The sequence below is a fragment of the Pseudomonas sp. CBS genome, from assembly GCF_024734645.1.
Classification (GTDB): Bacteria; Pseudomonadota; Gammaproteobacteria; order Pseudomonadales; family Pseudomonadaceae; genus Aquipseudomonas.
In genome coordinates this window covers 5,786,433-5,806,512 of record NZ_CP102929.1, presented here as the reverse complement: position 1 = coordinate 5,806,512, position 20,080 = coordinate 5,786,433, and the positions used below count along the sequence as shown (strand labels likewise).

19 protein-coding genes are annotated in these 20,080 nt (G+C 60.3%); 5 read left to right on the top strand and 14 right to left on the bottom strand.

The features are described 5' to 3' along the window. The first annotated feature begins 461 nt into the window (after positions 1-461). Both NVB75_RS26430 and pdeM read left to right on the top strand, forming a co-directional pair. The gene (locus NVB75_RS26430) at positions 462-2,939 is read left to right on the top strand and encodes a ligase-associated DNA damage response DEXH box helicase (protein ID WP_258344016.1); all 2,478 of its coding nucleotides are present in this window, start codon (positions 462-464) and stop codon (positions 2,937-2,939) included. Next, a complete protein-coding gene (pdeM, locus tag NVB75_RS26425) occupies positions 2,939-3,595 on the top strand; it encodes a ligase-associated DNA damage response endonuclease PdeM (RefSeq protein ID WP_258344015.1) in 657 nt (218 codons plus the stop codon). The genes NVB75_RS26430 and pdeM overlap by 1 nt, the downstream gene beginning before the upstream one ends. A 31-nt stretch (positions 3,596-3,626) precedes the next feature. Here pdeM and NVB75_RS26420 read toward each other — a convergent pair whose 3' ends face one another. Together NVB75_RS26420 and dcd are read right to left on the bottom strand one after the other, a co-directional pair. Then, complete coding sequence (locus tag NVB75_RS26420; RefSeq protein WP_003219272.1) at positions 3,627-3,830, bottom strand: hypothetical protein; 204 nt, start codon at positions 3,828-3,830, stop codon at positions 3,627-3,629. Positions 3,831-3,936: 106 nt separating this feature from the next. Then, entirely contained in the window at positions 3,937-4,503 is a 567-nt protein-coding gene (dcd, locus tag NVB75_RS26415) for a dCTP deaminase (RefSeq protein ID WP_003219273.1), read from the bottom strand. A gap of 378 nt (positions 4,504-4,881) precedes the next feature. Between dcd and NVB75_RS26410 the strand changes: the two genes are divergently transcribed. Continuing rightward, the gene (locus NVB75_RS26410; protein WP_002554837.1) at positions 4,882-5,091 is read left to right on the top strand and encodes a cold-shock protein; all 210 of its coding nucleotides are present in this window, start codon (positions 4,882-4,884) and stop codon (positions 5,089-5,091) included. A gap of 301 nt (positions 5,092-5,392) precedes the next feature. Here the strand turns inward: NVB75_RS26410 and rpoS are convergent, their stop codons facing one another. From rpoS to NVB75_RS26370, 8 genes are all read right to left on the bottom strand, one after another. After that, positions 5,393-6,397 (bottom strand): RNA polymerase sigma factor RpoS, encoded by a 1,005-nt coding sequence (gene rpoS, locus NVB75_RS26405; protein WP_063032880.1) that lies wholly within the window; start codon positions 6,395-6,397, stop codon positions 5,393-5,395. A 106-nt stretch (positions 6,398-6,503) separates the two neighbouring features. Further along, positions 6,504-7,340: a peptidoglycan DD-metalloendopeptidase family protein gene (locus tag NVB75_RS26400; protein ID WP_258348745.1), complete on the bottom strand. Its 837-nt coding sequence runs from the start codon at positions 7,338-7,340 to the stop codon at positions 6,504-6,506. 210 nt (positions 7,341-7,550) lie between these two features. Continuing rightward, positions 7,551-8,186 carry a protein-L-isoaspartate(D-aspartate) O-methyltransferase gene (locus NVB75_RS26395; protein WP_010176736.1) on the bottom strand — a complete coding sequence of 212 codons (636 nt, stop codon included), beginning with the start codon at positions 8,184-8,186 and terminating at the stop codon, positions 7,551-7,553. Between the two features lie 41 nt (positions 8,187-8,227). Continuing rightward, entirely contained in the window at positions 8,228-8,977 is a 750-nt protein-coding gene (surE, locus tag NVB75_RS26390; protein ID WP_258344014.1) for a 5'/3'-nucleotidase SurE, read from the bottom strand. Continuing rightward, positions 8,965-10,023 carry a tRNA pseudouridine(13) synthase TruD gene (gene truD / locus NVB75_RS26385; RefSeq protein ID WP_258344012.1) on the bottom strand — a complete coding sequence of 353 codons (1,059 nt, stop codon included), beginning with the start codon at positions 10,021-10,023 and terminating at the stop codon, positions 8,965-8,967. Before truD ends, surE begins: the two co-directional genes overlap by 13 nt. Further along, on the bottom strand, positions 10,020-10,493 hold the full coding sequence (gene ispF, locus NVB75_RS26380; protein WP_010176739.1) for a 2-C-methyl-D-erythritol 2,4-cyclodiphosphate synthase: 474 nt from the start codon (positions 10,491-10,493) through the stop codon (positions 10,020-10,022). The genes truD and ispF overlap by 4 nt, the downstream gene beginning before the upstream one ends. Before the next feature lie 54 nt (positions 10,494-10,547). Beyond that, positions 10,548-11,393, bottom strand: a complete 846-nt coding sequence (fghA, locus tag NVB75_RS26375) for an S-formylglutathione hydrolase (RefSeq protein WP_258344009.1) — start codon at positions 11,391-11,393, stop codon at positions 10,548-10,550. An 8-nt stretch (positions 11,394-11,401) separates the two neighbouring features. Beyond that, positions 11,402-12,514 (bottom strand): S-(hydroxymethyl)glutathione dehydrogenase/class III alcohol dehydrogenase, encoded by a 1,113-nt coding sequence (locus NVB75_RS26370; protein ID WP_258344007.1) that lies wholly within the window; start codon positions 12,512-12,514, stop codon positions 11,402-11,404. Between the two features lie 109 nt (positions 12,515-12,623). On the opposite strand from NVB75_RS26370, the gene NVB75_RS26365 reads away from it, so the two are divergent. Both NVB75_RS26365 and NVB75_RS26360 read left to right on the top strand, forming a co-directional pair. Then, positions 12,624-13,520, top strand: coding sequence for a LysR substrate-binding domain-containing protein (locus tag NVB75_RS26365; RefSeq protein ID WP_258344005.1), 897 nt, complete (start codon positions 12,624-12,626; stop codon positions 13,518-13,520). Positions 13,521-13,589: 69 nt separating this feature from the next. Further along, positions 13,590-16,628 (top strand): dermonecrotic toxin domain-containing protein, encoded by a 3,039-nt coding sequence (locus NVB75_RS26360; RefSeq protein ID WP_258344003.1) that lies wholly within the window; start codon positions 13,590-13,592, stop codon positions 16,626-16,628. A 3-nt stretch (positions 16,629-16,631) separates the two neighbouring features. Here the strand turns inward: NVB75_RS26360 and ispD are convergent, their stop codons facing one another. The 4 genes from ispD to kdsA form a co-directional block, all read right to left on the bottom strand. After that, positions 16,632-17,342, bottom strand: a complete 711-nt coding sequence (ispD, locus tag NVB75_RS26355) for a 2-C-methyl-D-erythritol 4-phosphate cytidylyltransferase (protein WP_258344002.1) — start codon at positions 17,340-17,342, stop codon at positions 16,632-16,634. Next, a complete protein-coding gene (gene ftsB, locus NVB75_RS26350) occupies positions 17,339-17,617 on the bottom strand; it encodes a cell division protein FtsB (protein ID WP_003219292.1) in 279 nt (92 codons plus the stop codon). The genes ispD and ftsB overlap by 4 nt, the downstream gene beginning before the upstream one ends. A gap of 171 nt (positions 17,618-17,788) precedes the next feature. Next, the gene (gene eno / locus NVB75_RS26345) at positions 17,789-19,078 is read right to left on the bottom strand and encodes a phosphopyruvate hydratase (protein ID WP_003219294.1); all 1,290 of its coding nucleotides are present in this window, start codon (positions 19,076-19,078) and stop codon (positions 17,789-17,791) included. Positions 19,079-19,234: 156 nt separating this feature from the next. Further along, entirely contained in the window at positions 19,235-20,080 is an 846-nt protein-coding gene (gene kdsA, locus NVB75_RS26340) for a 3-deoxy-8-phosphooctulonate synthase (RefSeq protein WP_003219295.1), read from the bottom strand.

Below are 20,080 nucleotides of genomic sequence, written 5' to 3'. Positions count from 1 at the left end.
CGCTCTCAGGTTTTTCGCGAGCAAGCCCGCTCCCACAGAAAAGCAGAGCCACCCCGCCCGTAGCAGCTGTCGAGCGCCAGCGAGGCTGCGTGCTTTTGATCTTGATCTGCGGGCCCCATTAACCACGATGGCCGCAAGCAGGCACGGTGGAGCGGGTAAATCGGCAGGGAAGCCGATTTAGCCGCGCCGGGCCATGGATGGCCCGTCGCGGCGGCCCGCGGAATCGGGCCGGAGTGCGGGCATGCCGAGCCTAGGCGAGGCACCGAGTGGTGGGGCAAAGACCTTTTGGTTACTTTTGGCTGGGCCGGCATTCCGGGCGTTTGCCAAAAGTGACCCGCTGTAAGAGCGGAACCATAAGCAGCCGTTACCTAAATAACGGATATACACCCCCCCAAAAAAATCGCAGTTAAACCTTTCCCCCACCCCACAGGTCTCTGAATTACACCCCCAGAGCCCCAAGCATGGCCAAATCCCGCAATTTCGCCAAAGACTGGTTCACCGCCAAAAACTGGAAACCGTTCGCCTTCCAAAAAGACGTATGGAACGCCGTCAAGGAAGCCCAGTCGGGACTGCTCCACGCCAGCACCGGCGCCGGCAAAACCTACGCCTTGTGGTTCGCCGCCCTCAACCGCTTCGCCATCACCGAAACCACCCCCCGCAAACGCAAAGCCCCAGCCGAACCGCTGACAGTCCTGTGGATCACCCCAATGCGCGCCCTGGCCGCAGACACCGCCCGAGCCCTTGAAGCCCCGCTGGAATCCCTGAACATCCCCTGGACCGTCGGCCTGCGCACCGGCGACACCAGCAGCAGCGAACGCGCCCGCCAAAGCCGCCGCCTGCCCACCACCCTGATCACCACCCCGGAAAGCCTCACGCTGATGCTGGCCCGTGCCGACAGCCAGACCAGCCTGTCGCACCTGCGCATGGTAGTCGTGGACGAATGGCACGAACTGATCGGCAACAAACGCGGCGTGCAACTGCAACTGGCCCTCGCCCGCCTGCGGCAATGGCACCCGGAGCTGATCGTGTGGGGCATTTCCGCAACCCTGGGTAATCAGGCCCACGCACTGGAGGTGTTGATCCCACAAGGCGGCGGGATCAACGTGCAGGGTCAGACGACCAAGAAATTGCGGGTGGACACCCTGTTGCCACCGGTTATCGAGCGTTTCCCATGGGCCGGCCATATCGGCCTGAAAATGCTCCCGCAGGTGGTAGCCGAGGTCGATGCCAGCAGCAGTTGCCTGGTGTTCACCAACACACGAGCACAATCGGAAATCTGGTACCAGGCCCTGCTCGACGCTCGCCCCGATTGGGCCGGAGTGATTGCCCTGCACCACGGCTCGCTGTCCCGGGAAACCCGGGATTGGGTGGAACGGGCCTTGAAGGATGGGCAACTGAAGGCCGTGGTGTGTACGTCGAGCCTCGACCTGGGGGTGGATTTCCTGCCGGTGGAACGGGTACTGCAGATTGGCTCGGCCAAGGGCGTGGCGCGCCTGATGCAGCGCGCCGGACGTTCCGGCCATGCGCCAGGCAGGCCGTCGCGGGTCACGCTGGTGCCGACCCACAGCCTGGAGCTGGTGGAAGCCGCCGCCGCGCAGGACGCTATCGCTGAACGGCGTATCGAAGCCCGGCAGTCGCCTCACAAGCCTTTGGATGTGCTCGTGCAGCATCTGGTAAGCATGGCGCTGGGCGGCGGCTTTGTGCCCGATGAGCTACTGGAGGAAGTTCGTACTGCCTGGGCCTATCGTGACCTGAGCGACGCAGATTGGGCCTGGGCCCTGGGTTTCGTGCGTCATGGTGGGCTGTCCCTGACGGCCTACCCGGATTACCGGCGGGTCGAGCCGGACGAACACGGCATCTGGCGCGTCCCCGACGCACGACTGGCGCGGCGCCATCGCATGAGCGTGGGCACCATCGTCAGCGACGCCAGCATCCAGCTGAAATTCTGGAGCAAAGGCGGCGGTGGCAAGACCCTGGGCAGTGTCGAGGAAGGTTTTATTGCACGGCTGAAGCCGGGAGATGGTTTCCTGTTCGCCGGGCGCTTGCTGGAGTTGGTACGAGTAGAAAACATGACTGCCTACGTACGGCGCAGCACCGCGAAAAAGGCTGCCGTACCGCGCTGGAACGGCGGGCGCATGCCGCTTTCCAACGAGCTGGCCCAAGCGGTGGTCGAGCGCTTTGATGCCGCCGCCCACGGTCAATTCCTCGGCCCGGAGATGCAGGCGGTGCAACCGTTGCTGGACACCCAGTTGCGCTGGTCCGGGCTGCCAACCCGCGAGCATTTGCTGGCCGAGGCCCTCAAGTCCCGGGAAGGCTGGCATCTGTTCCTGTATCCGTTCGCCGGGCGCCAGGTGCACCTGGGGCTGGCGAGCCTGCTGGCCTGGCGGGTCAGTCGGCAGCAGGCGGTGACATTCTCGATTGCGGTGAATGACTACGGCCTGGAGTTGCTGAGCGCGACCGAGGTGGATTGGCCTGAGTTATTAAGCGGGGAGTTGCTGAGTGCGGGTCATCTGCTGGATGACGTGGTAGCGAGCCTGAACGCCGGTGAGCTGGCCCTGCGGCGCTTTCGCGAGATCGCGCGGATCGCCGGGCTGGTGTTTGCCGGCTATCCCGGTGCGCCGAAAAGTACGCGTCAGGTTCAGGCTTCCAGCGGCTTGTTTTTTGAAGTGTTCAAGCAATATGACCCGCAGAACCTGCTGCTGACCCAGGCCGGGGAAGAAGTCCTGCGGGAAGAGTTGGATATTCGTCGGCTGGAAGAGACATTGCGGCACTTGTCGGCGTTGAAACTGGACCTGCATCGAATCAAACGGCCTACACCACTGGCCTTTCCGCTGCTGGTGGAACGCTTTCGGGAAAGCCTGAGCTCGGAAAAACTCTCGGAGCGGATTGCGCGGATGGTCAAGGATCTGGAAAAAGTCGCCGATAACGGGAAGCCCTGATGCCCGCTCATTACCCGATACATCTGGCAGAGGAAGAGCTGTGGTTGCTGGCCGACAAGGCCGTGTACTGGCCGGCCACGCGCAGCCTGTTGATCGCCGACGCGCATTTTGGCAAGGCATCGGCCTATCGCAGCCTGGGCCAGCCAGTGCCCCAGGGCACGACGACAGACAACCTGCAGCGCCTGGACCGACTGTTGGCGGCTTTCCCCGGCGCGCAGGTGATTTTTCTCGGCGACTTTCTCCACGGGCCCGGCTCTCACGCCAGCGGCACCCTGAACGCCCTTAGAGCGTGGCGTGAGCGTCATACAGGCGTGGCGCTCACGCTGATTCGCGGCAACCACGACAAACGCGCTGGCGACCCGCCAGGTGATCTGAACATTGAAGTGGTGACCGAACCCCTGCTGATGGGGCCGTTTGCGTTGCAGCACGAGCCCGACGCCCATGCCAGCCATCATGTGCTGGCCGGGCACGTGCACCCGGTGTATCGCCTGCGGGGCAAGGGCCGGCAAAGCTTGCGCCTGCCTTGCTTCCTGCTCGGCAACCAAGTCAGCCTGTTGCCGGCGTTTGGCGCATTTACCGGAGGTTATTCAGTGACCCAGGAAGAAGGCAGCCGGATCTTCGTGATCGGAGACCATGAAGTATGGCCAGTGCGTTGAGCAACTGACCATTGGCGACACGTGCAGGAAATCAAGCCACGGGGGCGGGAGGCGGTTCGTCAGGGAGCGTGGGTTCACCAGGCTCTTCAGGCTGATTGGGCCAAGGATCATCGGGGCCGGGCTGGCCCGGAATGCCGCCTGCGGCGGGATCGGCCATCAAGGACCAGGCCATCACACCAATCTGATTGGGTTCAAGCCGGGCGAGTTCGGCGCTGATTCGCGGATCGAGCTTCATAGGGACTCCTCAAGCGTGGCCCGGCGCGTTGTGCACGCGTCGGGGCAGTACACTCAATAGAGTGCATGCCCGCTGACAAATTCCCTTAGCCTGTAAGACGATTCGATCAAGTGCGTGGGAGAGTAACGCCGCGCTGGCCCTGATACTTGCCGCCACGGTCCTTGTAGGACACTTCGCACTCTTCATCGGACTCGAAGAACAGCATCTGTGCGACACCTTCGTTAGCGTAGATTTTTGCCGGCAACGTGGTGGTGTTGGAGAACTCCAGGGTGACGTGCCCTTCCCATTCCGGCTCCAGTGGCGTCACGTTGACGATGATGCCGCAGCGCGCGTAAGTGCTTTTGCCCAGGCAGATAGTCAATACGTTGCGAGGGATACGGAAGAATTCGACGGTGCGCGCCAGGGCGAAGGAGTTTGGCGGGATGATGCAAACGTCGCTCTTGACGTCGACGAAGCTTTTTTCGTCGAAGTTTTTCGGATCGACGGTTGCCGAGTTGATGTTGGTGAACACCTTGAACTCATCGGCGCAGCGTACATCGTAGCCGTAGCTGGAAACCCCGAACGAAATCAGCCGCTCAGCGCCTTCGCCGCGCATCTGGCGCTCCACGAAGGGCTCGATCATGCCGTGCTCTTGCGCCATGCGGCGAATCCACTTGTCCGATTTGATGCTCATGGCGGGTGTCCTGAATAGCGAGGTGAAAAAATTCTGTTGGGCATCTTACCGGGGCTGGCCCCGGGGTTCAAAGGGGCGGCTACTTTTCTTGGTGCCGCGCCGCCCCTGCTGGGCGGGACGCACCTTCAATTGCGGGGGATTGGTGCGGTATCCGGCTGCCGCCAGTCACGAAAATAGAGAAACCTTCGGAAATACCATTGGCACGTTCCGGAAAAAGGGTTAAGGTGGCGCCACTGTGCTGCTTGTGTCACTGAGAATCTCTACACGATATGTTGAATTTCGATCCAACCATCTCCAAGAATTTTTCCTGCTCTTTGCACTCAGTCTCGGCCAGGGCTTTTCCTGAGTCGCAGTTAACTTTGTCCAAGGAGATACACCATGTCTAATCGCCAAACTGGTACCGTTAAGTGGTTCAACGATGAAAAAGGCTTCGGCTTCATCACTCCACAATCCGGTGACGACCTGTTCGTTCACTTCAAAGCTATCCAATCCGACGGCTTCAAAAGCCTGAAAGAAGGCCAACAGGTTTCTTTCATCGCTACCCGCGGTCAGAAAGGCATGCAAGCTGAAGAAGTTCAAGTTATCTAACTTGTACTGATTTAGTCGAAAAGCCCCGCCCTTAAAAGCGGGGCTTTTTTGTGCCCGCTCGTTCCTGCGCTCTGCGTGGGAATGCCTCCTGTGACGCTCTGCGTCACGCCTTGGGACGCGGAGCGTCCTGGGCTGCGTTCCCACGCAGAGCGTGGTAACGAGCAATCACACGATGTAATTCCATGCACAAAAAAATGTGGGAGCGGGCTTGCTCGCGAAAGCGGTGAATCAGGCGCCAGATAGGCTGACTGAAACACCGTATTCGCGAGCAAGCCCGCTCCCACATTTCGTCCTGCGTCGTTTATTGAAACAACGACTCACTCGACAAGCCATTCTTTTCGAGGATCTCGCGCAAGCGCTTGAGACCCTCTACCTGGATCTGCCGCACCCGCTCACGGGTCAAGCCGATCTCCAGGCCAACATCCTCCAGGGTGCTGCTTTCGTGGCCGCGCAGCCCGAAGCGGCGAATCACCACTTCACGCTGTTTGTCCGTCAGCTCCGAAAGCCACTGGTCGATGCTTTGCGACAGATCGTCGTCCTGCAGCAACTCACAAGGGTCCGTAGGACGATCATCAGTCAGGGTGTCCAGCAAGGTTTTATCCGAATCCGGACCCAGCGAGACATCGACTGAAGACACCCGCTCATTGAGACCGAGCATGCGCTTGACCTCTCCCACCGGTTTTTCCAGCAGGTTGGCGATTTCTTCAGGCGAAGGTTCATGATCGAGTTTTTGTGTCAGCTCACGCGCCGCCCGCAGGTAGACGTTGAGTTCTTTGACCACATGGATCGGCAACCGGATCGTGCGGGTCTGATTCATGATCGCCCGTTCGATGGTCTGACGAATCCACCAGGTGGCGTAGGTTGAAAAGCGAAAACCCCGCTCAGGGTCAAACTTTTCCACCGCCCGGATCAAGCCGAGATTGCCTTCCTCGATCAAGTCCAACAGGGACAGCCCACGATTGACATAGCGTCGGGCGATTTTCACCACCAGCCGCAGGTTGCTTTCAATCATGCGCTTGCGCCCAGCCGGATCGCCTTTTTGCGACAAGCGCGCAAAAAAGACTTCTTCTTCGGGAGTGAGCAGAGGGGAAAAGCCGATTTCATTGAGGTACAACTGGGTCGCGTCGAGCGCCCGTGTGTAGTCAATGTACTTGTGTTGCTTTAACGCGGTGGAGTTCTTGGATTTGGTGCGAACTGAAGGTACAGCAGGTCCCTCATTCGACATCGATTCCGTAGCAATGCCGGTCTCCATAAGGAGAACCTCATCGTCGATGTCAAACTCCGGCGCTTCTTTACTGAGAGCCATTGTTATAGTCCTTTGGTGAGTTCGACCTCAAGCTCAAGCGACGCCTTTATCCTTGGCAACGCTGGAGCCTGTTCCTTCTACGTGAGGGAACAGGCTGTGCAACACATCAACGACGGGGAAGGAATTGCAGCGGATCAACAGGTTTCCCTTGGCGGCGAATCTCAAAGTGCAGTTTCACCCGGTCTGTACCAGTTGACCCCATCTCGGCAATTGTCTGTCCGACCTTGACCTGCTGCCCCTCCCGAACCAACAGCCTGCGGTTATGACCGTAGGCACTGACGTAGGTATCGCTGTGTTTGATGATGACCAGCTCGCCGTAGCCCCGTAAACCACTCCCGGCGTACACCACTGTCCCATCAGACGCAGCTAAAACAGGCTGTCCCAAATCTCCGGCGATATCAATGCCTTTATTCAAACTACCGTTTGAAGAGAATTTTCCAATAAGGATGCCATTTGAGGGCCATCCCCAGCCGGTCGGTGCGGGCCCTGCTGGCGGCATCGGCGCAGGTGCGGGTTTGCTCGCAACGCCAGGCGCGGCGGTGCCTGCAGGCCGGGTGATGATTGTGGTTTTGCTCGACGACGACGGCGAAGAAGCCGTGTTTGTGACGACGGCGGTCGGCGTTGAACCGGTACGGCCATCGAAACGAATGGTCTGACCTGGATGTATCGTATAGGGCACAGGAATGTTGTTACGGGCGGCCAGCGCCTTGTAATCCCAACCATAACGGAAGGCAATCGAGAACATCGTATCGCCCTTGCGAACGACATATTGCCCGGTGGTAACCGTAGGCTTTTGCGGCACCGCATTATTGCGGTCGACCACCCGGGCACCGCCGGATGGCGAGCTTGAGCAAGCCGCCAGCAAGGAACTCAAGACAAGGCCAATCACCAGTCGCTGAAAGCTTGTTTGACTCATACGCTGTGCAATGACCGTGAGACTCACCCGCCGCTCCCTTTGTGGTGGCTGACTATGAACGCCTGTATCAGGCTTGAAATATGACGCAAGTATAACTGGCCGTTGGTTTTTTACTGGAAACACGATTCTAAAGAAATTTTCATCATGTTTAATTCCCACGGCGGATCACGTTGACTCAATAGACCCCGCTGTAAGACACATACCCGGCAATAGAATTCAGTACGCAGGAATAATTGATCAGGCCAGCGGACCGTTAAGCAGCGGGACAAAACGTACCGCCCCGAGCACATGCCGGGAAAAGCCTTCTTCCTCGCGAATGATCAACATCAATTGTTGCACTTCGCCGGAGCCCACCGGGATGACCAGGCGCCCGCCGGGAGCCAGTTGATCGAGCAACGCCTGGGGCACGTCGGTCGCCACGGCGGTGACGATAATGCCGTTGTACGGCGCCAGCGCCGGCCAGCCTTCCCAACCGTCGCCCCAACGAAACACCACGTTGCGCAGGTTCAACTCCACCAGACGTTCCTTGGCCCGGTCCTGCAACACCTTGATGCGCTCGACCGAAAACACCCGCTCAACCAGCTGCGACAACACAGCCGTCTGGTAGCCGGAGCCGGTACCGATCTCCAGAACCTTGTCCAGCGGGCCCGCCGCCAGCAGCAGCTCACTCATCCGCGCCACCATATAAGGCTGGGAGATGGTCTGGTTGTGGCCGATGGGCAGCGCGGTGTCTTCATAGGCGCGGTGCGCCAGGGCTTCATCGACAAACAGATGCCGCGGGGTACGCCGGATGACTTCCAGCACCTGGGCGTTGGACAGCCCCTCTTCATACAGACGCTGGATCAATCGCTCGCGGGTGCGCTGGGAAGTCATCCCGATGCCCCGTCGCAGCAGGTCGTCTTGTTCGCGCGCCATCAGAGCACTCCCTCCAGCCAGCCATCGAGACTACTGAAGGCATCACTGAAGGTGCGATCAAGTTGCAACGGAGTAATCGAAATATAACCTTGCATCACTGCATGAAAGTCCGTGCCTTCGCCGCCGTCTTCGGCATCGCCCGCAGCGGCAATCCAGTAACCTTCCTTGCCACGCGGGTCCACCACCTTCAGCGGTGCCGCAGCGCGGGAGCGATGGCCCAGGCGGGTCAGCTTGAAGCCACGAATATGCTCAAGAGGCAGGTTCGGGAAGTTGACGTTAAGCACTGTACGCGGCGGCAAATCCAGGCGGTGATGGGCTTCCACCAGCTTGCGAGCAAAGTAGGCCGCCGTCTCCAGGTTGTCCAACTGACGCGACGCCAGCGAAAACGCGAACGAGGTCCGGCCCAGGAAACGCCCTTCGAGGGCCGCCGCCACCGTACCGGAATACAGCACGTCGTCACCGAGGTTGGCGCCCAGGTTAATCCCGGAAACCACCAGGTCCGGCTCGCGGTCCAGCAGGCTGTTGATCGCCAGGTGCACGCAATCGGTCGGCGTGCCATTCACGCTGATAAAGCCGTTGGGCAACGTCTGTATGTGCAACGGACGGTCGAGCGTCAGCGAGCTGCTGGCGCCGCTTTTGTCCTGGTCCGGGGCAACCACCACGCACTCGGCGTAATCCGCCAGCGCAGCATGAAGCGCGGCAAGGCCGGGTGCGGTGACCCCGTCGTCGTTAGATATCAGAATACGCATGGGCTGTCCGTCTGCCCCACCGGCACCAGATCTACAAGCTCGCGCACCAAGACAGTGGCGAAGCATCCGGCCGGCAGGACGAATTCCAATTGCAGAATGTCAGGTTCGGGATAATGCCACGTCAACCCGCCAATGGGCAGCCGAAGAATGCGACGTTCCTGGCTCATGCCGGCATTCACCAGCCAATCCCGCAGGTCGGGCTCACCCTCGGCGATCGCCTGTTCCAGCGCGAAGGTCGCCCCCGACGCCGGCGAATCACCTTCGCCCCACTGTGGGCCGGTGGGATGCAGGTCAAGGATCGCCAAACGCGGGTCGCTGCATTCAGCCTCCCCCGCCGGAAAAAAACTGCGACTGTCGGTAAACGCCAGCAAGTCGCCGACCTGGGCGCGCTGCCAGGAACCGTCGGCGACCCGCGCCGCCAGCACTTTATTGAACAGGAAGCTGCGGGCCGTGGAGAGCAGGCGCGAGCGCACGTTGCGTTGCTCCGGCAAGGCCTTGCGCGCGGCCCAGTCGCGGGCATCGACGACGTTGCCGCCGTTATGACCGAACCGCTGGGCGCCGAAATAGTTGGGAATGCCTTGCTTGGCGATCAGTTGCAGGCGCGCGTCGATAGCCGCGGCATCTCCGGCAAACTGGGTCAGGCGCAAGGTAAAGCCGTTGGCCGAATGCGCACCGCGCTGCAGCTTGCGCTTGTGACGGGCGATCTTGAGGATCTTCAGGGTCTCGTTTTCCGCCCCGCTCAGGTCCGGATCAGCCTTGCCCGGCAATTGCACGCTGAACCACTGCCGGGTCAGCGCCTGGCGATCCTTGAGCCCGGCGTAGCTGACGGTGCGTAACGGCACGCCCGCCGCCTTGGCAATCCGCCGCGCCGCTTCTTCGGTATTCAGGCCACGCTTTTCCACCCACAACCACAGGTGTTCACCCTCGCCGGTCAGCGGGATATCCAGCACTTCATCCACCTGGAAATCTTCAGCGGTGGCCTTCAGAACAGCGCTGCCCAGGGCCTCGCCATAGGCACGCGGGCCCAGCAGTTGCAGATCATTCATGCGCGCAGCAACAAGGCAACGGAGTGCACGGCAATGCCCTCTTCGCGACCGGTAAACCCGAGCTTTTCGGTGGTGGTGGCTTTTACGTTCACTTGATCCAACTCAACTTGAAGATCCGCGGCAATCAGCGCGCGCATCGATTCGATATGCGGGGCCATCTTGGGCGCCTGGGCGACGATGGTGTTGTCGACGTTGCCGACCTTCCAGCCCTTGGCATGGATCAAGCCGACCACATGACGCAACAGCACGCGGCTGTCCGCGCCCTTGAAGGTAGGGTCGGTGTCCGGAAAGTGCTTGCCGATGTCGCCCAACGCGGCGGCGCCAAGCAAGGCATCGCTCAAGGCATGCAGCACAACGTCGCCGTCGGAATGAGCCAGCAACCCATGGTGGTGTGCGATTCGCACGCCGCCCAGGGTGATGAAATCGCCTTCGGCGAAACGGTGCACATCATAGCCGTGGCCAATACGCATAAAAAAACGCCCCGATTTAATTCAGGGCGTGATTCTACCTACTTTTGCCTCACATTAACCGAGCAAAGCACTCGCGTGATGGCGTAAATGGTCTTCGATGAAGCTGGCGATAAAGAAGTAGCTGTGGTCATAGCCCGGTTGCAGGCGCAGCTCCAATGGATGGCTGGCCGCCCTGGCCGCCTGCTGCAAGGCTTCAGGCTTGAGCTGCACCGCAAGAAAGTCATCGCGATCGCCCTGGTCCACCAGCAGCGGCAGCTTTTCCGAGGCTTCGCTGATCAACACGCAGGCATCCCATTCGCGCCACTTCGAACGCTCTTCCCCAAGGTAGCGGGAGAACGCCTTCTGGCCCCACGGGCAATCCATCGGATTGTTGATCGGCGAGAACGCCGACACCGACTGATAACGCCCCGGGTTGCGCAAGGCACACACCAGTGCGCCGTGACCGCCCATGGAGTGGCCGCTGATGCCGCGCTTGGCCGACGCCGGGAAATGCGCTTCGACCAATGCCGGCAATTCCTGCACCACGTAGTCATGCATCCGATAGTGCTGGGCCCAGGGCTCCTGCGTAGCGTTCAGGTAGAAGCCGGCGCCCAGGCCGAAGTCCCAGGCGTTGTCCGGGTCACCCGGCACACCGGGGCCGCGCGGGCTTGTGTCCGGCGCAACGATGATCAACCCCAGCTCGGCCGCCATGCGCGGGGCGCCGGCCTTCTGCATAAAGTTCTCATCGGTGCAGGTCAGCCCCGACAGCCAGTACAACACCGGCAATTTGCCGCCCTGCTCCGCTTGCGGCGGCAGGTACACGGCGAAAGTCATGTCGCAACCCAGCACGTCGGAATGATGCTTGTAGCGTTTATGCCAGCCGCCGAAGCTTTTCTGGCACGACAGGTTTTCCAGACTCATGGCCGACCTCAGAAGTGAATGACGGTGCGGATGCTCTTGCCTTCATGCATCAGGTCAAACGCCTTGTTGATATCTTCCAGGCCCATGGTGTGGGTGATGAAGGTATCCAGCGGGATTTCGCCGGTCTGAGCCATTTCCACGTAGCTTGGCAATTCGCTGCGACCCCGCACCCCACCAAACGCCGAACCGCGCCAGACGCGGCCGGTCACCAGCTGGAACGGACGGGTAGCAATTTCCTGGCCTGCACCGGCCACGCCGATGATCACCGACTCGCCCCAACCTTTGTGGCAGCACTCAAGGGCCGCACGCATCAGTTGGACATTGCCGATGCACTCGAAGGAAAAGTCGACGCCGCCATCGGTCAAATCGACGATCACGTCCTGGATCGGGCGGTCGTAGTCTTTCGGGTTGATGCAGTCGGTCGCGCCCAGTTGCTTGGCGATTTCAAACTTGGCCGGGTTGATGTCGACGGCAATGATGCGACCGGCCTTGGCTTTCACCGCACCGATCACCGCCGACAGGCCAATACCGCCCAGGCCGAAGATGGCCACGGTGTCGCCCGGCTTGACCTTGCCGGTGTTGATCACTGCACCGATACCGGTGGTGACGCCACAGCCCAGCAGGCAGACTTTTTCCAGCGGCGCTTCTTTAGGAATCTTCGCTACGGAGATTTCCGGCAGCACGGTGTATTCGGAGAAAGTCGAAGTACCCATGTAGTGGAAAATCGGCTGGCCCTTGTAGGAAAAGCGCGAGGTGCCATCCGGCATCAGGCCTTTACCCTGGGTGGCGCGAATCGCCTGGCACAGGTTGGTCTTGCCCGAGAGGCAGAATTTGCACTTGCCGCATTCCGGGGTGTACAGCGGGATCACGTGGTCGCCTACCGCCACCGAGGTCACGCCTTCGCCAATGGCTTCCACCACGGCGCCGCCTTCGTGGCCGAGGATCGACGGAAAGATACCTTCCGGGTCCGCGCCCGACAGGGTGTAGGCATCGGTATGGCACACACCGGACGCCACCACCCGCAGCAGCACCTCGCCCGCCTTGGGCATGGCCACATCCACTTCAACGATCTCGAGGGGTTTCTTGGCTTCGAAGGCTACGGCCGCGCGGGACTTGATCATCCGGTTTCTCCATCGGGTTAAAAACGTAAGGCCGGCAGTGTAAAACATGACCATCTGATTAATAATCCAGACAAAAGCAAAACATTATTGCCATACAGGGATAATCAGCATGCTGGAAAACCGCTGGGAAGGCATCGACGAGTTCGTCGCGGTGGCCGAATGCAGCCAATTCACCGCCGCCGCAGAGCGCCTGGGTGTGTCGTCGTCCCACATCAGCCGCCAGGTAGCGCGGCTGGAAGAGCGGCTGCAAACACGCTTGCTGTATCGCAGCACGCGCAAGGTGACGCTGACCGAAGCCGGCCAGACCTTCCTGCAACATTGCCAGCGCTTGCAGGACGGTCGCGAAGAGGCCTTGCGCGCCGTAGGCGACCTGGCCAGCGAGCCTAAAGGGATGTTGCGCATGACCTGCGCAGTGGCTTACGGCGAGCGCTTTATCGTGCCACTGGTGACGCGGTTCATGGCGCTTTACCCGCAATTGCGGGTGGACGTGGAATTGACCAATCGCCAACTGGACCTGGTGCACGAAGGCCTGGACCTGGCGATTCGCCTCGGTCGCCTGGCGGATTCGCGGATGGTTGCCAGCCGCCTCGCGCCACGGCGTATGTATTTGTGCGCGTCACCGTCCTATCTGGCCAGGTACGGCCGGCCACATAGCTTGTCGGAATTAAGTCGGCATAACTGCCTGATCGGCAGCTCGGATATTTGGCAACTGGCCCAGGACGGGCGCGAATTTTCCCAGCGAGTTCAGGGAAACTGGCGCTGCAACAGTGGGCAAGCAGTGCTGGATGCCGCGCTGCAAGGCGTCGGCCTTTGCCAACTGCCGGACTATTACGTGCTGGAGCATTTGCACAGCGGCGCACTGGTATCGTTACTCGAAACCCATCAACCGCCCAACACCGCAGTCTGGGCGATGTACCCGCAACAACGCCACCTTTCGCCCAAAGTGCGAAAGCTGGTGGACTTTCTCAAGGAGGGTCTGGGTAACCATCCCGTCTACCTGCGATAGACAGCTACCGCCCACGCGTCGCCTGGATGCCAGTAAATAGCCGTTTTCACTGCGTAACCAGGCACTCCCATGACAACCAACGGCCCGCAACTCCAGCGCATCAGTCACTTCGTTCGCAAGGTCCTGGCGGACTTTCCCGTACCTTCGCAGATCGCCGCGCAATTGATCCGCGAGCACGTACAACCCCTCAGCCAAGTGGAGCTCGACCCGGACACCACCCTCCTGACCACCCTCGAATACAACACCGATAACCCCAACGCGGCCTTCACCGCCGTGGTGGTCCAGTCGATGTCGCTGACCGAGGCCATGGTCTGCAATGCGCCCCAACCCGCTGGCGGCATGCTCAATACCACCGGATTTTCCACCACTGCACCTTATTTCAATATTGTCAGCGAGCTGCCGCGCCTGATGGATAACCGGATTCCGGCAATGTTCAACGAAGAGTTCATCGTCTCGGGCTGGATCCCGCCCAGGCGTTATGAGGCGCTGTATCTGCAAAGCCAGCCCCAGGTTTACGACCCGAGCACGCAGCTGGAGATTTCACCGAAAGCCTTCAGGCAGATCGTTCACTCAAGCCATTTCGAACAAGCCTACGACGAGGCGATCGGGAAGTTCTGGAGCAACCACCGGAAAAACTACAACACCCTGATGCGCATCACGTTCACCAAAGCCTACCTGGAGCAGTTCCATGAGTTCACCCTGACCGTGGCAGAGAGGCACCTGGCGGCACGGGCGGCGGGGATCGGCATCGACAAGAACCACGACAACCTCACCCTGGAGGACTTCCAGGCGCCCTATCGTCTTGATCCAAACCTGTCCCTACGGCTATTGCGCGTCCACAACAGCGAATCCACCGACATCCTGACCATCACCGATAACCAAAGCCAGGTGACCCTGCTTTATATCCCGGGCAACTCCTCGCCCTTCCATGGCTTCAACACCCCAGCAGACATGCGCAAGTGGCTGGTGGAAACGGCAAGAGACGCCACTCAACGCAAGGTACTGACCCAACACTTCGATGAGGACGCCATCGATTCCGGCCTGATCTACAGCGGCGTGGAAGAGGCTCTGGTGGGGATGGCAGTGTTTCCGAAGCCGGCAACCTCCCCGGGCTTGTTCAACAGCCTGCGGGCCGATAACTACTGGGATCCTGAGCAATACATTAATAACCCGATGTACCCGGCACTGGGCAGTAATCCGTTTGAGTTCATCGCCCGGCAGATCAGGGTTCGCCTCGCAAAAATGGCGGCACGAAGCTTTATTTCACCCCTGGATACGCTGAAGGCCGACACCCTGGATGCCCTGGAAAAAGCCTGCATCCTGGCGATTCCCGTGGCACTGGCCATGGGCAATGCGTTACTGGCGGAATTTTGCTTCTTGACCTCCGGCGCGACCGAAATGGTGGTAGGTACCGACGACCTGCTGCGCGGCAAACCCCAGGGGAAGGAGCGCATTGTATTTGGCGCGCTTAACGCGCTGCCGGTGGTCGCCCATGGTGTTGCCAAGGGCCTCAAGGGCCTCGAAAACCTGCGCCCCACCCTGGGCCCGGCAGTCCGCCAGGATGCGGGCCGGATCAGCGTCACCGCCATCAACGAAACCTCCGTTGCGGGCAGCACTGAGACCCGCACCCTGAGCCCACGGATAAGCCCCAACGGGATGCAGACCCTCCGGATTCACGGCGACCTGTACCTGACTTTCAAGACTCCCAATGAATCCGGCTTCTTCGAACTGTTCGTGATGGCCCCAAACGCGCCGAATACCCTGCAATCCACCGGCCTGTATGCCATCCAGAGCGCCGATCTGAAATGGCGCACGGCCGGGCTGGCTGGCGGAGGCGCATTTCGCAATGCCTGGCAACGGGTCTACACACTGTTCGGCGGCCCGGAACACGCGACGTTCTACAGTGCCTACGAGATGCCACCACTTGCTCGCGAGACCGTTTCAGAGATGCTCACCGATACCAGTTCGTTTTCGGAAAACCTTGAACCTACGGGTAGTGGCGCCCAGCCAATCAAAGATACCCGCAAGTTGTTTTTCGAGAAAAGAACCAAACTGTCTGAAGACGCCACGGTGTTCTTTGCCAACCTGCCGTTTTCACCGATGCGGCCCGTGCTTCCACGGTTCAGCCTGAATGAATCGCAGCCGAGCATCATCCAAAAACTGCTGCACGCCAGCGACGGCCTGGTGATCGGCGAAAGCCACGGAGCGCTGTCGAGCAAGGCGTTTCTGATCGACAACATGCAGCTGCTGGCCAGCCAAGGCGTCAAACGCATCTATTTCGAGCACCTGCTGACGGACGTACACATGCCCTTGCTCAAGGCGTTCTACCGTACCCGAAGCGCGGTGATGCCCGAGGAACTCAAGGGCTTCCTCAACAACATCTACCCGCCTTTGCGCGACCGGCACTACTCGTTCGTCAACATCGTCACCAAAGCTCGTGACGCCGGGATAAAAATCCAGCCCATCGACTGCACCGTCAGCTATATGCTCCGCGACCTGCCGGACACCGCCGACAACGTGCGCCAACGCATGATGAACTACTACGCCACCGAAGTGATTCAATGGATACAGACCACCAAGGCGCGCCCCGGCAAATGGGTTGCACTGGTGGGTGACAGCCATACCAATACCTACAACGGCATTCCTGGAATCGCCGAACTCACCGGTAGCATTGGCCTGCGGATCGAAGATGCAGCGGCTGGCGGACACCTGGGCATCGAAGTGGACACCGGGCGCACCGCCAGCCTTGGCATTGGCAAGGGTGAGGGAACGGTCAAGGCCCATCTGGTCCTGCGGGTGGACAACGCCACTTTGCAGCGCCTGGCGCAACCGGTGCCTGGCCCGTCCCAGCCCCCGGCCAAAACGCCACAGACGCAGTTGACCAAACCCGGCCAATTCATGTTGACCTCAGCCACCGCTACGACCCCCGCGCGCGTTCACTACCGTTCACGCCGAGGCGACGTACGCCATTTCAGGATCGATCAGCAGGGCAGCCGGTATGCCATCAGCGCACCCGGTTGGGCCGTGGACGGTAAACCGTTCGACAGCATTCAGGCGCTGGTGGATGAGTTCAAGGCCCCGGCCGGGCTTGAACAAGTGACGGGGTGACCGTCAGGAAGACTGGAAAGCCCGGCGCTGGCGCAGCCATTCAAGGTCTTCCGGGCGGGTGACCTTGAGGTTGTCGCTGCGGCCTTCAATCAGGCGTGGCGCGTGCCCGGCCCATTCCATGGCCGAGGCTTCGTCGGTGATGACCACGTCCGAGACCAGGCTGTCGGCCAACGCCCGGTGCAACGCGCCAAGGCGGAACATCTGCGGCGTGTAGGCCTGCCAGATCGGCGTGCGATCGACGGTTTCCAGTACGCGCCCATGCTTGTCGGCACGCTTGAGGGTGTCCCGTGCCGGCACGGCCAGCAGCCCGCCCACGATGTCGTCGGCCAGTTCAAAGAGCAACTTGTCGAGGTCATCGCGGCTGAGGTTTGGCCGGGCGGCATCGTGCACCAGGACCCAATCGTCATCGCTGGCGCCCTGGCTGTGCAGGTACAGCAAGGCATTGAGCACCGAGCCCGAGCGTTCTTCGCCGCCGTCCACCCGCGCAATGCGTGGGTCGGTGGCGCAAGCCAGGTTCGGCCAGTAAGGGTCGTCGACAGCAAGACTGACCACCAGCCCCTTGAGGCCCGGATGATCGAGGAAACAGCCAAGGCTGTGTTCGAGAATAGTGCGCCCGCCCAGTTGCAAGTATTGCTTGGGACGGTCCGCGGCCATACGGGCGCCCACGCCCGCGGCAGGAATCACGGCCCAGAAGGCCGGTGACGAAAGGCTCATTGGGCCAACTGGTAGAGGGTCTCGCCCTCCTTGACCATGCCCAACTCATGGCGAGCCCGCTCTTCAACGGTCTCCATGCCTTTTTTCAGTTCAAGCACTTCGGCATCGAGCACGCGATTGCGCTCCAGCAACACCTCGTTTTCGGCGTGCTGTGCGGCAATTTGCTGGGTCAGTTCGGTGACCTGCGCCAAGCTGCCATTCCCCACCCATAGGCGGTACTGCAGGCCAGCCAGCAGCAAGAGCAAGACGAGGAACAACCAATTGGGACTGCGCATCGAATATCGGGTATCCAGTGAAAAAAGACAGCCATGCAAAACTTTTGAAGCAACTGATAGCACGAAGCCTGGAATAACCAGGCTTGTGCTTGATAGCCAAGAGATTAGCGCCGAAATTCACGCTGTCGTGATTTTTCCGACGTAATCCGCTGACCTTTTACCATTTAACAATCAGCCGCGAAACTCGCTGCGACCGTTGTACTTGGCTTTGCCGCCCAGTTGCTCTTCGATACGCAGCAATTGGTTGTACTTGGAAACGCGATCGGAACGGCACAGGGAACCGGTCTTGATCTGCCCAGCCGAAGTGCCCACGGCCAGGTCGGCAATGGTCGAATCTTCGGTTTCGCCGGAGCGGTGGGAGATCACGGCAGTGTAGCCCGCAGCCTTGGCCATCTGGATGGCTTCCAGGGTTTCGGTCAGGGTGCCGATCTGGTTGAACTTGATCAGGATCGAGTTGGCGATCTTCTTGTCGATGCCTTCTTTCAGGATCTTGGTGTTGGTCACGAACAGGTCGTCGCCCACCAGCTGGATCTTCTCGCCGATCTTGTCGGTCAGCACTTTCCAGCCAGCCCAGTCGGACTCGTCCAGGCCGTCTTCGATCGAGATGATCGGGTAGCGCTCGGTCAGGCCCTTGAGGTAATCAGCAAAACCTTCCGAGGTGAATACGTGGCCTTCACCGGACAGGTTGTACTTGCCGTCTTCGTAGAATTCGCTGGCCGCGCAGTCCAGGGCCAGGGTCACGTCAGTGCCCAGCTTGTAGCCAGCGTTGGCCACAGCTTCGGAGATCACTTTCAGTGCATCTTCGTTGGACGCCAGGTTCGGCGCGAAGCCACCTTCATCACCCACGGCAGTGCTCAGGCCACGGGCCTTCAGTACAGCCTTGAGGTGGTGAAAAATCTCGGTGCCCATGCGCAGGCCTTCGGAGAAGGTCTTGGCGCCAACCGGCTGCACCATGAATTCCTGGATGTCGACGTTGTTATCAGCGTGCTCGCCACCGTTGATGATGTTCATCATCGGAACCGGCATCGAGTAAACACCCGGGGTACCGTTCAGGTTGGCGATGTGGGCGTACAGCGGCAGGTCCTGGTCCTGCGCAGCAGCCTTGGCGGCAGCCAGGGACACGGCGAGGATGGCGTTAGCGCCGAGGCTGCCTTTGTTTTCAGTACCGTCGAGCTTGATCATCGCGTGATCGAGGGCTTTCTGGTCCAGCGGATCCTTGCCCAGCAGCAGGTCGCGGATCGGGCCATTGATGTTGGCGACTGCCTTGAGTACGCCCTTGCCCAGGTAACGGCTCTTGTCGCCATCACGCAGTTCCAGTGCTTCGCGGGAACCTGTGGAAGCACCGGACGGCGCGCAGGCGCTGCCGATGATGCCGTTATCGAGAAGCACGTCGGCTTCGACGGTAGGGTTGCCACGGGAGTCGAGAACTTCACGACCTTTGATGTCGACGATTTTTGCCATTGTTGTAAACACTCCAAAGTTGACGAAAACGACGCAGCTGAAGGAAATCTTTTGACCGACCGCAAGGGTGGAACAACGGGCAGGCTTGCAGGCGACAAGGCTCAGGCCTGCGGGCCTGAGCGTAAAGCGAGGGAAAGTCTACCGGAGAATTGGCGCTTACGCGGTCTCTACCGTCGGAAAACTCTTGACCAGGTCGTCCAACTGCTTCAACTGGGCCAGGAATGGCTCCAGCTTGTCCAGGCGCAGGGCGCATGGGCCGTCGCACTTGGCGTTGTCCGGGTCCGGGTGGGCTTCCAGGAACAGGCCTGCCAGGGACTGGCTGATGCCGGCCTTGGCCAGGTCCAGTACCTGGGCACGGCGCCCGCCAGCGGAATCGGCGCGACCACCGGGCATTTGCAGCGCGTGGGTCACGTCGAAGAACACTGGGTATTCGAACTGTTTCATGATGCCGAAACCGAGCATGTCCACCACAAGGTTGTTGTAGCCGAAGCTCGAACCGCGCTCGCAGAGGATCAACTGGTCGTTACCCGCTTCCACGCACTTGTTCAGGATGTGTTTCATCTCCTGGGGTGCGAGGAACTGGGCTTTCTTGATATTGATCACAGCGCCGGTCTTGGCCATGGCGACCACGAGGTCGGTCTGGCGCGACAGGAAGGCCGGCAACTGGATGATGTCGCACACCTCGGCGACCACGGCAGCCTGCTCAGGCTCGTGGACGTCGGTGATGATCGGCACGCCGAAGGCTTGCTTGATGTCCTGGAAGATCCGCATGCCTTCTTCAAGGCCCGGGCCGCGATAGGAGGTCACGGACGAACGGTTGGCCTTGTCGAAGCTGGCCTTGAACACGTAAGGGATACCGAGTTTCTCGGTCACCTTCACGTACTCTTCACAGACCTGCATCGCCATGTCGCGGCTTTCCAGCACGTTCATGCCGCCGAACAGCACCATGGGTTTGTCGTTGGCAATCTCGATGTCGCCTACGCGAATGATCTTCTGGGCCAT